Source organism: Microcystis sp. LE19-131.1A, from assembly GCF_027532015.1.
GTDB lineage: Bacteria > Cyanobacteriota > Cyanobacteriia > Cyanobacteriales > Microcystaceae > Microcystis > Microcystis ichthyoblabe_A.
The window spans coordinates 1-14,216 of record NZ_JAPZSS010000244.1 but is presented as its reverse complement, the minus strand read 5'-3'; the positions used below and the strand labels follow the sequence as shown (position 1 = coordinate 14,216).

Annotated in this window: 12 protein-coding genes and 1 CRISPR repeat array; of the genes, 3 read left to right on the top strand and 9 right to left on the bottom strand. The window is 42.0% G+C overall.

Translation table 11 applies throughout. From position 1 onward, the window contains the following. Positions 1–182 precede the first annotated feature (182 nt). Positions 183–3,022: a CRISPR direct-repeat array (repeat unit 36 nt; unit sequence GTGATCAACGCCTTACGGCATCAAAGGTTAGTACAC). A gap of 252 nt (positions 3,023–3,274) precedes the next feature. The 8 genes from cas2 to O9323_RS17910 all read right to left on the bottom strand — a co-directional run bounded on the left by cas2 (position 3,275) and on the right by O9323_RS17910 (position 11,604). Further along, positions 3,275–3,568, bottom strand: coding sequence for a CRISPR-associated endonuclease Cas2 (gene cas2 / locus O9323_RS17945; protein WP_045356677.1), 294 nt, complete (start codon positions 3,566–3,568; stop codon positions 3,275–3,277). Positions 3,569–3,579: 11 nt separating this feature from the next. Further along, entirely contained in the window at positions 3,580–3,888 is a 309-nt protein-coding gene (locus O9323_RS17940; RefSeq protein ID WP_004269022.1) for a CRISPR-associated endonuclease Cas1, read from the bottom strand. Positions 3,889–4,138: 250 nt separating this feature from the next. Further along, on the bottom strand, positions 4,139–4,783 hold the full coding sequence (gene cas5 / locus O9323_RS17935; RefSeq protein ID WP_002749876.1) for a type I-MYXAN CRISPR-associated protein Cas5/Cmx5/DevS: 645 nt from the start codon (positions 4,781–4,783) through the stop codon (positions 4,139–4,141). Further along, a complete protein-coding gene (locus tag O9323_RS17930) occupies positions 4,780–5,793 on the bottom strand; it encodes a DevR family CRISPR-associated autoregulator (protein WP_002749877.1) in 1,014 nt (337 codons plus the stop codon). The genes cas5 and O9323_RS17930 overlap by 4 nt, the downstream gene beginning before the upstream one ends. After that, positions 5,780–7,366, bottom strand: a complete 1,587-nt coding sequence (cas8a1, locus tag O9323_RS17925) for a type I-MYXAN CRISPR-associated Cas8a1/Cmx1 (RefSeq protein ID WP_002749878.1) — start codon at positions 7,364–7,366, stop codon at positions 5,780–5,782. Before cas8a1 ends, O9323_RS17930 begins: the two co-directional genes overlap by 14 nt. Next, complete coding sequence (locus O9323_RS17920; protein ID WP_002749879.1) at positions 7,357–9,825, bottom strand: CRISPR-associated helicase/endonuclease Cas3; 2,469 nt, start codon at positions 9,823–9,825, stop codon at positions 7,357–7,359. The genes cas8a1 and O9323_RS17920 overlap by 10 nt, the downstream gene beginning before the upstream one ends. Then, positions 9,822–10,475, bottom strand: coding sequence for a type I-MYXAN CRISPR-associated protein Cas6/Cmx6 (gene cas6, locus O9323_RS17915; RefSeq protein WP_002749880.1), 654 nt, complete (start codon positions 10,473–10,475; stop codon positions 9,822–9,824). Before cas6 ends, O9323_RS17920 begins: the two co-directional genes overlap by 4 nt. A 154-nt stretch (positions 10,476–10,629) precedes the next feature. Continuing rightward, positions 10,630–11,604 carry a helix-turn-helix transcriptional regulator gene (locus O9323_RS17910; RefSeq protein ID WP_502846431.1) on the bottom strand — a complete coding sequence of 325 codons (975 nt, stop codon included), beginning with the start codon at positions 11,602–11,604 and terminating at the stop codon, positions 10,630–10,632. 362 nt (positions 11,605–11,966) lie between these two features. Here O9323_RS17910 and O9323_RS17905 point away from each other — a divergent pair, with 362 nt between their 5' ends. From O9323_RS17905 to O9323_RS17895, 3 genes are all read left to right on the top strand, one after another. Then, positions 11,967–12,317, top strand: a complete 351-nt coding sequence (locus O9323_RS17905) for a hypothetical protein (RefSeq protein ID WP_288125511.1) — start codon at positions 11,967–11,969, stop codon at positions 12,315–12,317. Next, positions 12,272–12,778, top strand: coding sequence for a hypothetical protein (locus O9323_RS17900; RefSeq protein ID WP_288125510.1), 507 nt, complete (start codon positions 12,272–12,274; stop codon positions 12,776–12,778). Before O9323_RS17905 ends, O9323_RS17900 begins: the two co-directional genes overlap by 46 nt. A 102-nt stretch (positions 12,779–12,880) precedes the next feature. Further along, a complete protein-coding gene (locus tag O9323_RS17895) occupies positions 12,881–13,507 on the top strand; it encodes a Uma2 family endonuclease (protein WP_288125509.1) in 627 nt (208 codons plus the stop codon). Positions 13,508–13,682: 175 nt separating this feature from the next. Here O9323_RS17895 and O9323_RS17890 read toward each other — a convergent pair whose 3' ends face one another. Continuing rightward, entirely contained in the window at positions 13,683–14,084 is a 402-nt protein-coding gene (locus O9323_RS17890; RefSeq protein WP_288125508.1) for a hypothetical protein, read from the bottom strand. Positions 14,085–14,216 lie beyond the last annotated feature (132 nt).

Below are 14,216 nucleotides of genomic sequence, written 5' to 3'. Positions count from 1 at the left end.
AAAGTTTATGCTGCTATTTTTTTTTCGGAAAAATAGGTTGTAATGGGAGACTCTTTGTTTTCCTAGACAAAAATAATTACTTTTTCAAAAAAACACTTTTCTATTTTTTTGTTGGGTATTTTATTCTCTGGAAGTCCCTAGTACACACTGGGGGGGGGGATTTAGAGAGATTATCTCGATCAGTGATCAACGCCTTACGGCATCAAAGGTTAGTACACGAGAATAGAGGTCAAAACTACTTTTAATACTAATTAGTGATCAACGCCTTACGGCATCAAAGGTTAGTACACAAACGCCTATCCGGGCGTGGGGGTAGGGATCAGGGAATGTGATCAACGCCTTACGGCATCAAAGGTTAGTACACAATGAAAGCTCCTAATGCGATTAAATCTTTTTCTGGGTGATCAACGCCTTACGGCATCAAAGGTTAGTACACAAATAGCCCGACTACAATCGATCGCCGGCTCTAATCCGTGATCAACGCCTTACGGCATCAAAGGTTAGTACACATCAAAGGGGGAGGCGTGGGAATAGGGCGGTTAATGTGATCAACGCCTTACGGCATCAAAGGTTAGTACACGAGCAATTTTTCACGGATACTTTTGCTAATATTTTAATGTGATCAACGCCTTACGGCATCAAAGGTTAGTACACATCTATGCAGGCTGCATCATTATCTTTCAATAAGATGTGATCAACGCCTTACGGCATCAAAGGTTAGTACACGTACTTTATACCTTAGCCCTATACATATAATATAAGTGATCAACGCCTTACGGCATCAAAGGTTAGTACACAAGAACGGATACCATAATAACGGCGGGAAATATGCCGTGATCAACGCCTTACGGCATCAAAGGTTAGTACACAATGGCTTTCTCTACAAGGCCAAACAGAATGCTTACGTGATCAACGCCTTACGGCATCAAAGGTTAGTACACACTAGGGACAAACGGAGGTGCGCCGACTTATTCCAGGTGATCAACGCCTTACGGCATCAAAGGTTAGTACACGGGTGGCGGTGAAGGTGATTTTTGATGATACTTTGTGATCAACGCCTTACGGCATCAAAGGTTAGTACACTGTTGACTTGAAGCGACCCGCTGCTGAGTCCCTCGTGATCAACGCCTTACGGCATCAAAGGTTAGTACACCCAGATGCTCTTATTTCCGATCGCTTTATGGTGAGGTGATCAACGCCTTACGGCATCAAAGGTTAGTACACGACTAAATGCCCTTGTTGTCCACTAGGCGCATGATAGTGATCAACGCCTTACGGCATCAAAGGTTAGTACACAAAGGATCTAGCTCGATCTCACCAGCAATATTATGTGATCAACGCCTTACGGCATCAAAGGTTAGTACACTATGATCCGCCCCTGGAAAAATTACGGATTGGATTAGTGATCAACGCCTTACGGCATCAAAGGTTAGTACACAATTTCCTTAGTTCGGTCTAATTCCTCATTCCGCGGTGATCAACGCCTTACGGCATCAAAGGTTAGTACACTATGATCCGCCCCTGGAAAAATTACGGATTGAATAAGTGATCAACGCCTTACGGCATCAAAGGTTAGTACACTACTAATTGCCTCCGCCATTTCGATCGTTGGCTGCACGTGATCAACGCCTTACGGCATCAAAGGTTAGTACACTCGTTGTTGATTGGATCTTCCGATAATACAGTATGTGATCAACGCCTTACGGCATCAAAGGTTAGTACACGGCCTCCTCGCCCCGCCGCGCTATGGCGATCTGATATTCGTGATCAACGCCTTACGGCATCAAAGGTTAGTACACTATTTGCGGCAGTGATAGGTAATCAATTGGATTCCGTGATCAACGCCTTACGGCATCAAAGGTTAGTACACGCCTGAGCGCCCTTGTACCGATAGGCCAGATCAAGATGTGATCAACGCCTTACGGCATCAAAGGTTAGTACACAAGGTAAGCAAGCGCAGCTGCTTCTATTTCATCTTGTGATCAACGCCTTACGGCATCAAAGGTTAGTACACATATAGCCTATTGACATTCCCAGAATAATATATTAGTGATCAACGCCTTACGGCATCAAAGGTTAGTACACAATCAAAGGCTCAAAAGAGAATGTAGCATAAAGTTGTGATCAACGCCTTACGGCATCAAAGGTTAGTACACAATTAGAAAGGGTGGTGCTGTTGTGCCAAAGGAGTATGTGATCAACGCCTTACGGCATCAAAGGTTAGTACACATCTGCTTTGGTCGGGACAAAACTACTGTTACTATAGTGATCAACGCCTTACGGCATCAAAGGTTAGTACACATCTATGTCTTGTAGACTAAGATAGCCTCGAATACCGTGATCAACGCCTTACGGCATCAAAGGTTAGTACACCTGAAGATGTGCCGTCATAATAGTTCATAAATTTTTGTGATCAACGCCTTACGGCATCAAAGGTTAGTACACCGATCGTTAGCAGCTTTAAGCAGTTCGTCTGTATTGTGATCAACGCCTTACGGCATCAAAGGTTAGTACACCGCTCGATCGCTTCGATTCTGTCTGTCAAAGTTGGGTGATCAACGCCTTACGGCATCAAAGGTTAGTACACAGTGTTTTTGGAAAATTAGTACCCTCTAGTCGCGGATGTGATCAACGCCTTACGGCATCAAAGGTTAGTACACAGGATTTTTGGGTAATGTGGCAACTTCTTTCCTAGACGTGATCAACGCCTTACGGCATCAAAGGTTAGTACACGCCAAAATCGACAAATTGGATTATCGAGAAGTTGACGTGATCAACGCCTTACGGCATCAAAGGTTAGTACACCGCTTTGACATCATGGTTCGGGTGATTTTCTCTAATTAGTGATCAACGCCTTACGGCATCAAAGGTTAGTACACACTTCAAAACCTTTACTTAATTCCCACAAAACTTGTGATCAACGCCTTACGGCATCAAAGGTTAGTACACTGCCAAAATCTTGCCACCTTCCCGGTGGATTGCGCTTGTGATCAACGCCTTACGGCATCAAAGGTTAGTACACGGCGAGGCTGAAAAAGCCTTTGGTGTATAGCTTCACAGTCCATTTTACAAGCACCTCTAGAAAAACGCCAAGAAATCTTCTGATCAGAGCTTTTGAGTGACAGCACCGAATCTGAAAACCGTTATCCAGTGAGATTTTTAGAAAATGCAAGCAGGAATTGTTCCTTGTCAAACCCTGAAACCGAGACAGCATTAGCAATACAAATAAATTTTAGCCCGTGGATTTTTTCCCAGCCAGAGATGCTTGTTTTTTTTAGATTACCCGAAACCCTTTTTCGTCCAAAAGCCATGTGTCAGGTCGGTTGTACTTAGGCAGATCGCGCACACACTGCTCCGACAGACGAATCAAAATTAAGTCGTCTTTTAGGGTGAGGACTTTTTCCAATTCCCAGCGCAATTTTTCTCGCATTCGCGCACTTAACCAACAGCGAAAAATCGAGTATTGAATGCGATCGCCGTAACCGCCTAAAATTTTGTAAGCTTTACGCCAGCGTTGCGGACAGCGAATATCGTAACAAATTAGATACCAATGCTTTAATTCTGCCATTATCTTCACCCCTAGCGTAAAATCAGGTGTCCAAATAAACCACTCTCCCCCGACCATTCCTTTTCTAGCAATCGTACCTCTAATTCCAATAAACGGCGATAGGTGAGGGAATAACCGGTAATCGGATGCTTCCATGTTTCTGCTTTCCTCCGTTCGTAAATATCAATAAATTTGCGTCGTCCCGTCTCGCTTAACCATACTTGTTGTCCACGGATTTCAAAATCTCCCTGAATATCCCATTGATAGCGATTAATCGAGGTTATTACGGGCATATCGACCAAAGGAACTCGAAAAACTTCTGGCTCTACCAAACCTGTCATGTAAAACTATCAACAACTCATGCTTAAAAAGCTTATATACTAAGGCTTTGAGTTTTTATTAGATTGATATTTATCAACTTTAGAGCATTGCTGGGCAGAGAGGGAGCTTGAGGAATTTTCTACAGTGCAAGTTCGGAAGAACCGAGTTTCTTTAGTATTAGGAGTCGTATTCATCGTCAATGGTAGTCAGAATCTTTTTCCAGTGTAATTTGAAAGTTAATCGCCTAACGGCATCGGAGGTTAATAAATATTATCTGGGATCGAAAATCTCGATAAACTTATCTACAGATGGTGACAAATCTATTAACGAAGGTAACATCTCAAAATCATAGCGTTGCCATCTTGTATGATAGGAACCAATATGATCGACCCAAATTGGTAGTTCAATCTGTCCCGTATTGCTAGGGTTTAGCCAGTGCCATTCGTCATTAACACTCTGTAACAATGACACATCATTTACTGTATCATCACTTAAGCCAAGAGACACTAAACCTGTTCGAGTAACATTTTCAGGTGATTGAATCGCTTCAATAAGACGTTGTTCAAGAGATCGATCCGATTCTCTTTTTTCTTTGCTACTATCTACCCAACAAATAAAGTCGATATCGCAGAGGGTTTCAATGTAGTCAGGAGCATTACCCACCTTTGATTGTTTACTTGCCACACCATACTTATATCGGCTAAGTTTCCGAAGTGTCGTTGCAATTTTGGGCTGTCGTTTATAGGCAAAGGCTAATTTAACTCCAATATGACTAGCTCTTAAGTATTCCCCAACATAGGACAGTAGCATTCCATAGACGGTTGCAGGTGGTGGAAATGGATAAGTTTCTGCAAATGATCGCGCGTAGGACTTACGAAAACTTGCATAGGGAACTTCAATGTGGAGAGCGATCAAGCGACACCTCCCACTTTACTTGGAGTAGGAGCAACTTCTGAATATCCCTCGATAGCAGCAATGCGGATTTTTGCTTCGTTTGCTGCTGCAATCACACCAGAAAATACAGTGACTCCCAACTCTTTAAGTTTTTTACCTTCCTCTGTTTTTGTCACATCGCCACCGATGATTATTTCCGATGTGGGAATATCTCCTGATTCAACGCGATTGATGAGGCGGGCAATTGTATAAGTACGTTCTTCCTCATCATGCTCGAAACAGTTTTGAATTTTAGAAGAATGAGCATTTGTTATCCGTAATACGATTGAAGCAGGAGAGAAATCATAAGCAAATCGGCTATGATTGCCCGCAACTTGTGGAGGATCAATAATTGCTTCAATTAGACTAGCAATATGCTTTTTCTTGACAACATCGTTAAGATTTAAGCCAAACGAATATTGATACTCAGTAGTGTGCATTTCTGCACCATAAAGAGAAAGTTGCCCTTTCTTTTTTTCTCCTGATACACAATTAAATGACACTTCACCACGATAGGGACGCAAACTCACAGCACGACCAACAGCTAAAGGACTTTGACGCTTCGTAGTTTTTCCTTTTGGTTTTGCCTTTGTTTTCTTAGCTTTGGGTTCGTCAGATTCTTCTTCCTTATCCACGTCTTCTTCCTTCTCTTTCGCCGCTGCTTCAGCATCCATAAAACCCATCAAATCATCATCGATAAAAACCTCACTTTCTGGATTCCATCGTGTCCGTTTTTCATCTTGGTATTCAAGCTTGCCTGTTGATGAATCATAGCTACGATTGACTTCATCAATTGCTTCTAATTGAAAGCGATAGCGAAGTGCAAAACGAATTGCTTCTGCTGAAACGCTTGTATATACATCATCTTGATGAAAGACTTTCTGAAGTGTTGTAGTATTGCCAATATTGTCACCACGATTGTTAGCGGCAACAGCTTCGTTAGTAAGAATTGTTCCGTAAAGGTAATGTGTAGGCATTTTAGTTGTCTCCATTTTTATTGGTTTCGGTGATGGTTTCATCAGATTTATAGCTTACAAGAGCAAATAAAAGCAGATTTTGAAACCGATTGAAATTTCGTGCATTGAATATAAATTTAAGAATCTGATCGGCATTATCTGAAATACCTATTAGATTTCTCCCTTTTGTTGCGTCTGCACAAAATCGTAAAAACCATCCTGCAAGAAGATCAGGCGTTTTTAAACGTAAAATTTCGTTGCGTATCTTCTCACTTCTTACCTCAAGAAAAGCGTAATAGATTGGTAGATAATCGATATTTTTTTTCTTTGACTCATCTTTTGCACGTTGCCAAAGTTGGCCTCTTACTCTTTTCCACGCATCATAAAACGCATGGATAATCGCACGATCAATGTCATCTTTTATTACTTGTACCACTTTATGTAGCTCTCCTTTTCTAAAAAGTAAATTGCGAAAATCTTTTTTCTCTGCCACCAATTCCTTAAAGTGACTACACCAAGGTCGGTCAGCAGCAAGGTTAGCAGCAATAAGTTCAGGAATAGAAGTATCAGGAATAGAAAAGCTTTTGCCATCTTTCATTTTGATAAATTTTCCCTTTCCTAGATACTGTTTTGCTGCACGAAATACCTCTAACTCCTCATAGTCACCTCCTACTTTTATGCAAATACTTCGATTGATCTGGTTTTTGTCCCAAGCAACTTTTCCCATTGCGATCGCCTGACATCCTTTAATGCTTTTCTCTCGCTCAATATCTTGAGCAGTCATATCAAGCAAAAAAGATAAAGCAGCTTCTTCTGCACCGCCAACAACACGCCCAAGATAGTTATTAGTAAATCTCTCAAAGTTTTGACTCCTTTTATTGATAATTTCTATCATTGAAGCAAATCTTTTCAAGTCGATGATATCTGGAACAACAATACAGGCTTGAGCTTTCTCTTTATAAGTGCGCGGACGCAAGAGGAAAGTAGCACAGCCAACCATCAAAAATTGAAGCAAGATAACTTCTTCTACAGGAGCTTGCAGAGACTTTTGGCCTGTCATAGCACCCGGAATCATAGACTGTGGAATCGAGGCAATTTTGGGCAATGTGCCACTACCTGTACTTTTTTTTGAGTCATCTAGCAAACCTGTTCCCTGCGCTTTTTGGTGAGCAAAGCTATTAATTGCCTTATAGGTGACAAGATGACTTTCCTCACTATCTGACAATTTCAGAGAGCATTTGCGTGGTTCTTTTTCGCCAGGACGCATTTTATTGTGCTGAAGAAAGGTTAAGCATAATCCCTCATGAATTGATATGCGTAAATCAATAGCATCTTCTCTGATAAATTGACCAGGTAGATCAATTAATTTATCCTCAGTCAGCTTAAAAGAAGCATCAAGAATAAGTTGTAAAGCCTTTTTATCAGTTAAATCTCCAGTCTTTTGAATTGTGACATAATCCTGCTCTAGTTTAGGTAAAATACCTTCTGGTGGCGATTTACCCCATGCCTTAATTGTTGCTGCCAAACCACCCAATGCAGCACGATGGTAAATTGTATAATTAGGATTGCTCAAGCGATAAGTTAAAGGAAAAATAGATTCTATTTCCATGATGCCCCCATTCCATCCGATATTATGTTTCCATATTGATCTTTTTGATCATAGTCGTAGGTAATAAACTCTTTTGGTGCAATCCGAACACCAGAAATCTTATCCCATTTCAGAGCTTCTGGCTTAATTGGAATAGCAACTTCATGCTGGCGTATCCAGTCGGGTGAAGGTTGATTATACTTGAAGTCATCACACTTCTTATAATCTTTTGCCAAAATTACTGAAATTGTATAGCCTTCATTACGAGTTATGCCTGGTCTTGTCCGCCAGACACCTGAGAAGAAACAAGCTCTCTCCTCAGCTTTTTTATAGTCATATTCTTTCAGATTGCTGACTTCTAAGAATTTTTGGGCTAAATCTCGCTGACTCAGAGATTTGTTTAAGTCCAGCAATTTCTGAACCCAGATTAAAGAAGTATCAATCTCTGATTTTTGATAAGGTTTATAAGTATCGCCTTTAATCTTAGGTAATGGACAAATAATCGCAGGTTTAGAATTGCCAGGATTATCAGGAGTCGCACGACGATTTAGCCTTCCCATGCGCTGTATTAGAGAAGGAACAGGAGCAATATCCGTTACTAGCAAATCGGCTGATAAATCCAAACTCATTTCTGCAACTTGAGTAGAAACTAGAAGTGCTGCTTTTCCTTTTTCCTTAAAGGTATCAATTACGCGACGATGGCGATCACTACGATCTTTATAACGTAATCGAGAATGATAGACATTAACCGCAATATCAGGAAAATCAACCTTGGCTTTTTGATAAATCTGATTAGCCCAATCAACTCGATTTCTCACCCAGAGAACTTTACCATTATTCTCTAGACATTTTTGAACTTCTTGCCATACTATTGCTTCATCAACTTGTTCAACCATATAGGGAAGATTGTATCTAGATAAATCTTCAAATTCTTTAAGTCCAGGTACACAGTTTAAATCAGGTCGGATTGATTGAATTGTCTTTAATCTTTCCTCTGGTAATGAAGCAGTCATAAGCAAAACTGGAAGCTTGGGAAAATTTTTCAAAAATACTAGCAAGTGACCAAACATCTGATCATCAAAAGCATGAATTTCATCGAAGATGATTGCAGACTGCATAATTACAGGAAGGCTATAGATAGATCGTCTAGCATTGACCATTAGTCCTAGAACTGTATCAGCAGTTGTAATCGTTAGAGGTGTACTCCACAAAGCTAGAGATTCGATTTTGTCTTGTTCGGCTCTAAGAGCTTCCCGCGCAGCCTCGGCAATATCAGAGTTTTCTGAATCCTCTTGAGGTGTAGTTTGAGCCATTGTTTGTAAATCAATTGAGGATCGAGAATGGGCAAGATGGGCAAGACTGCTAGGAATGTTTGACTCCAGAGCGTAGTCCTTAAAATGTTCCGTTGTTGTTCCTGTAGTTGGCAAGCAAAAGAAAAGTCGAAAATTTCGATCTGTTAGCTTTTTGCACCATTCTCGCGCCCACAGATAAGCCGCAAGACTTTTGCCAGAGCCACAACCTGCGATCGCTAAAGTCAAATAAGAATCAGAAGATGCTACCTGTTCTTGAAAGTTTCTAAGTTTGAAGTTATGAGGATAACGGCTTAAATCCCACTCGTTTTTTTTGTCTTTAAACCCATCACTATTACGCCACGCCCAAGAATGAATTAATTTAGTTAAATCTTCATAACTTAGCTTAATTGATAAATCATTCTTGACAAAATTAGGAAGAGAATAAGGTTGATTATCTTCCCCCTTTTTTTTCGCAACTGCACTAGCCGCTACATCAGCCGCAATTCCATAACTTTTGACTAGGGCAACGAATCGGCGCAATCTTTCATCTGCAAATTCTTCTTCTTCGTATTGCTTGAATTCATTAATTAAATCATATAATGACTCAAAAGCAGGAATATCACATTCATCATCTGAGTTATAGCCAATCACAAGATTGTGATCAAACTGTGGAGGGTTTCCTAACTCTAAATCTACTGCCATTTCTTCTAAAATTGTATTAAAGTCCTGATTGTCCGATTGAGAAATATGTAAAATCAGAGGCAACCCTTGATACGGTGTGGTTTTCTCGTCAAACTTACGATGATGACCCATTGCCCCCCAAATAGCAACTATTTTAAACTTACCCAAAGGTTTTAGCCATGTCTGAAATTGTTCATTAAAATAAGCTAGTATTCCTGAAATAGTTTCGTGGCGAAGTAATTGAAATCCGTCACCACCAGATAACATCTCGCTAAAATGACTGCTACATTTTCCTAAATCTTCTAGCCATCCAGTAGCCCGTAAAGTTCGCTCAAAATCAAGGTGCATATCCCAGATTTCGGCATTATTTAAAGCTATATCCCCCGAAATAGCAGCTAATGCCCTGCAAGCATCCGCTACATCCCTGCTATGCCGCGTCAAAAGTGCAAATTCTGGAGGTTTCGGGTGTTCTTTCTGATTGTATGATTTTGCTAGTAAACGCTTCATAAATTACTCCCCACAGGAACGAATACACCGCAACCCATCCGTCGCTTGCCGCCCAGTCCATGAATCTGCAACTTGATCGAGTCTTCCTCGCTCAAATCAAAAATTGCTAATGTAAATCCCACCACAGTAAACCGTTTGATCTTAATGGTTTTACGTTCAATTTCTCCCTGTGTACTGAAAGGAATTACTGTACGACCTTTAATTTCCAAAGTTTCTAATTGTCTCGATACTGCTTCTATAAAAGCTGTCGGTTCTTGATAGCCTTTAATGACCACAATTCTCGATTTTAGCTGGGTTGCAGGCCGTAGTGAATAAATTTGGGGAATTCCTAAGCGAATCCCGTGCGCTCCTATAGTTAGGGATTTACCTGCCAGATCGTAGATCATGGGAATCTGATCGTAGGGTAATCGAATCCACAGACGAGAACGATCGCTTAGATAAATTTTCCCCTTTTTATCGGGAATTCCAGCGATTGTCTGAATACTTAACCCCTGCAATGAGTGCAATTCTTCTTTCCGATGAGTTAGCGCAGCATATAGGGCATAGCCATGATCGGCGGGTAAAGCTTCCCCGATGACCTGAAAACTTAGATCGACGTGGGGAGCGAGCGAATTTCCGAGTAAATCCCTTTCTCTTTTAAGTGTCAGCATAGTTGCCTCCAAAGGCTTTTTTGGTAGAATTCTCAATCTTCCAATGTTGCGGCTATTCCCCGCTCTAGCGATTTTTCTTTTTCCAAAGAATCTGCCAGCGAGAGACACTCTGGAGAATAGGCATCTACTCGCATCAATCATAATAGCAATATCTTCATAAATTGTAACTTGGCATCATTCCAGCAATTTCTGCTTTGACTAAATCGATTAACTCTGGTGGGGTGATAACCTTAGCTCCCTTGCCATAACCCAAAACCCATCGTTTAAGATCATTTAATCCCTCTACGACTAAATGTAAGGTTAATGAGCCATCGGGATGTTCGACTAACTTTTGAGAAGTATGCCAGCGTCTTTCTTTGATAAAAGGGGCAGAGGAAGGATTAAACCAGATTGTGACCGAAAATAATTTATCCCCTCCTTCGTTTTGAAATCGTTTTTCCAGATAAGCTTTAGCATTAAAACTAGAATCTTTCTCAAACGTCTCATCAAGTATCCTGAGATTTTTAATTCGATCGATACGAAAATCCCTTATCGCCTGTCGTTTATGGCAAAAACCGATTAAATACGGATTGCTACCGCGATAAATGTCCAAAAAATAGGGATCTACCACCCGATCTGATTCCTCATTGCGAGTCGCCGCATAATAGCGAATCCAAATCCGTCGGGAGGTATTGAAGGCATCTAGTAACTGCTGCCATATTTCGGGACTAAGATTGAGCATTTCAGCACCGGGACGAAAAATAATGCGCTCATCGGCTAATCGCTGCAAATTAACCGAAGTTTGCTCCGGTAATCGCTCCGATAAACGCTCGATCGAAGATCGCAATTCTTTTTCATAAGCACTTCCTGCATAGGACTCTAACATTTTTGCCCCCAGCGTCAGAGCGAATAATTCTCCTTGACTTAAGGAAATACTGGGTAAACGCCAATTAGGGTCGGTATAGTACCATCTTTTGCCCGATTGGTCGTACTCTAAAGGTGCAGAATACCTATCCCTCAAAAAATGCAGGTCATTTCTGACGGTTCTTTCCTTGACTTCGAGATGCTCCGTTAAAATTCCCTGGGTAATTCGCTTGCCCGAACGCAGCAATTGGTCAATAGTCAATAGGCGCTCAAGACGACGTGACATCGACATTTACTGACTCCTCAAATACTGGACAATCTGATCGTAAACAATGACCCCGGCAAAAAAGCTTCCCCCATTTTAAATTCAGCATTTTCATTGAGAAAATTTTTAAGAACACCGGTGGGTTAGGTGGTCATAGGTATCGGTATCTGCAAATCCTCTACTTTTAGGGTATAAATAGAGTAAATCCAGCAAAACCATCGATTATTATCAATGCAATCGTCAAGGTTTACCACTTATCTCTAGGATGCCACGAATGGCGGTCAATACTTCACTTTCTCTCACCAGAAGTAAAGTAGTACAAAATTATTCCCTAGTAAAGATGAAGGGGAACTATAGTAGAAAGGGAACTGGGAATCGGAACGATGATCGAGCGACACAGAAGGAGATTGGCTAACGGGGAGGAGCGGGTCTATACCTACGGGGTTGGAGCGGACGGTGAACGTCAGTCTTTGTCGATCCGTTCCGTTGATGATTCCCTTTCAATCCCCTGCTATAGGCGAGCAGAAAAAGAGCGGGTGGTGGCCGCCCTACTAGCCAATGCCAGTTTGTTGGTGGTGGGGGAAGCTGGTGCGGGGAAGACCTTTTTAGCGGAGCAGGTGATCGAGGACTTGTGGGGGCGGGGGTTTCCGGTGGCTGCCCCTGCCATCGGCACGGTGCTTTTCTGGTCATGGACAATGCCCACAGGTTCCCCGTTTCCCTGCGTTGTTGGTTAGAAAAACTGCATTTACAGGGACAGCCGATATTATTATTGGCCACTTACCCCCCGGCCCGAGATATTTTTTTGAAGCTTCCCCGCATCGAATTGGAAGCTTTACCAGAAAGGGCGATCCGCGAAATCATGGAAGGGGAAGCAAACGATTTGGGATTGCAGGTGACACCGGGTAAACTGGCCGATTGGCAACAACGGGCGATCGGTAATCCCATGTTGGCGAAACGGGTGGTCAAGGAAGAATATTTAGGATTGGAGGGTAATAATTATGACCATACCCAGTGGATCGACGGTACTCCCCTACTAATCGCCGTTCTCATGGGTTTTATGATTCTCAGATTCTTGGGACTCGGTTTTAATAACACCAGTCTTTATCTGATCGGCGGGATACTGACTGTAGCGGTGGGAATGGTCAGGTTGATGATTTATTCGCTACCCCGACAGTCTAACCGTTTGGGACGCTGACCTCAGACAACCGCTCCTAGTCCCTAAAGGATTAGGAGTTTGGTCTGTCACATAGATCACACATCGATCCGGTAAACTGAAAGAGTTGAGCATGATGACATAATGACCATTGCGATCGACCAACCAATAGAACAAAAGCAACTCAGCTTTGACGAGTTTCTCGCTCGTTACGGTGGCGATAATCGCTACGAACTAATCGATGGAGAGGTGTTCGATTTGGAACCGACGGGGTGGCATGAGGAAGTAGTAGCTTTCATTACCACAAAGGTCTGTGTCGAGATCGATAAAATAGATTTACCTTGGTTTGTTCTTCAACGGGGATTATTGCGTCCTTCCCACCTTAGTATGACGGCATTTCGACCTGACGTTGCGGTTGTAGATCGAGATGAACTTAGCAAAGAACTACTTTGGTCTAACCAGTCGATTCTGACGCTGGGGAGTTCGATTAAATTTGTGGCGGAAGTTGTCAGTAGCAACTGGCAAAACGATTATGCCCGCAAAGTTGAAGATTACGCCGTTTTAGGCATTCCTGAATATTGGATTGCCGATTATGCGGGATTGGGCGGGACTCGACATATTGGTAAGCCCAAACAGCCCACTCTATCCATCTGTACGCTAGTGGATGGAGAGTATGAGATTCAGCAGTTTCGAGGCAATCAGACCATAACTTCCACCGTCTTCCCGGTGCTGAAATTAACGGCCGAACAAGTGTTAAGGGCTGGTGGATAAAAAGCCAGAGATTTATCGAAAAATTGGGTTTAAAGCCTGCCCCTTTTAGGACGGCTTTGTGTTAAGTAAGCGGAAAATCAGATGTGTGTGATACGCGAACTTACCGTTGGACAAAAGCTAGTGTCACCAACCTATTTCGGGTTGCTAAACCTTAAATAGGGCAATTAAGCTTTTTTTAGGCGGCCGCAGAAGTATCAACATAATTTATAGACTCCGTGGACACGCCCTTATTGTCCCGTTCTAACCACCGACTAAAAATCTCGTTGCGTCCGTCAAGGTTTAGCCCTGCCAAACTGTAAACCCGACGGCGATCGAGTCTTGACCCTAACCGACCACAGCAGGAAAGTTTAAGCCCGAACTTCCCTAGCACTCGTTGTAAGAATCTGATAGGAGTATCCTTTTCGCCTATGGTTATTCCTAAGCAGGTTCTAATATCCTTTTTGTAGGGGATAACTAAGGTTTCGTACCATTCTTGTAAGTCTTCATTGGCGAACGTTTGATCGGCATCTAAAAACTCTGGAATTCTGATAATTTCTAAAACTAACAAGGCAGGGATTAAGCTTTTAGTGAACTCCATAAAAAAGATGATCCAATAGTTAAGTGAGTTGATAAGGGATTTCCACAAACCACTTTGGCAAATGGGGAAGTCGATTAATCTGTTTTTCCAACTCTGCCATTGCCTTCTCAATCAACTTTACCCCAGTGTGGT

Bases quoted from the DNA above. Each gene is read 5' to 3' on its own strand.
- cas2 (WP_045356677.1), bottom strand. From the start codon at position 3,568: ATGGCAGAATTAAAGCATTGGTATCTAATTTGTTACGATATTCGCTGT.
- cas8a1 (WP_002749878.1), bottom strand. From the start codon at position 7,366: ATGGAAATAGAATCTATTTTTCCTTTAACTTATCGCTTGAGCAATCCT.
- O9323_RS17940 (WP_004269022.1), bottom strand. From the start codon at position 3,888: ATGACAGGTTTGGTAGAGCCAGAAGTTTTTCGAGTTCCTTTGGTCGAT.
- O9323_RS17930 (WP_002749877.1), bottom strand. From the start codon at position 5,793: ATGGAGACAACTAAAATGCCTACACATTACCTTTACGGAACAATTCTT.
- O9323_RS17900 (WP_288125510.1), top strand. From the start codon at position 12,272: ATGGACAATGCCCACAGGTTCCCCGTTTCCCTGCGTTGTTGGTTAGAA.
- O9323_RS17920 (WP_002749879.1), bottom strand. From the start codon at position 9,825: ATGAAGCGTTTACTAGCAAAATCATACAATCAGAAAGAACACCCGAAA.
- cas6 (WP_002749880.1), bottom strand. From the start codon at position 10,475: ATGCTGACACTTAAAAGAGAAAGGGATTTACTCGGAAATTCGCTCGCT.
- O9323_RS17895 (WP_288125509.1), top strand. From the start codon at position 12,881: ATGACCATTGCGATCGACCAACCAATAGAACAAAAGCAACTCAGCTTT.
- O9323_RS17910 (WP_502846431.1), bottom strand. From the start codon at position 11,604: ATGTCACGTCGTCTTGAGCGCCTATTGACTATTGACCAATTGCTGCGT.
- O9323_RS17905 (WP_288125511.1), top strand. From the start codon at position 11,967: ATGATCGAGCGACACAGAAGGAGATTGGCTAACGGGGAGGAGCGGGTC.
- O9323_RS17890 (WP_288125508.1), bottom strand. From the start codon at position 14,084: ATGGAGTTCACTAAAAGCTTAATCCCTGCCTTGTTAGTTTTAGAAATT.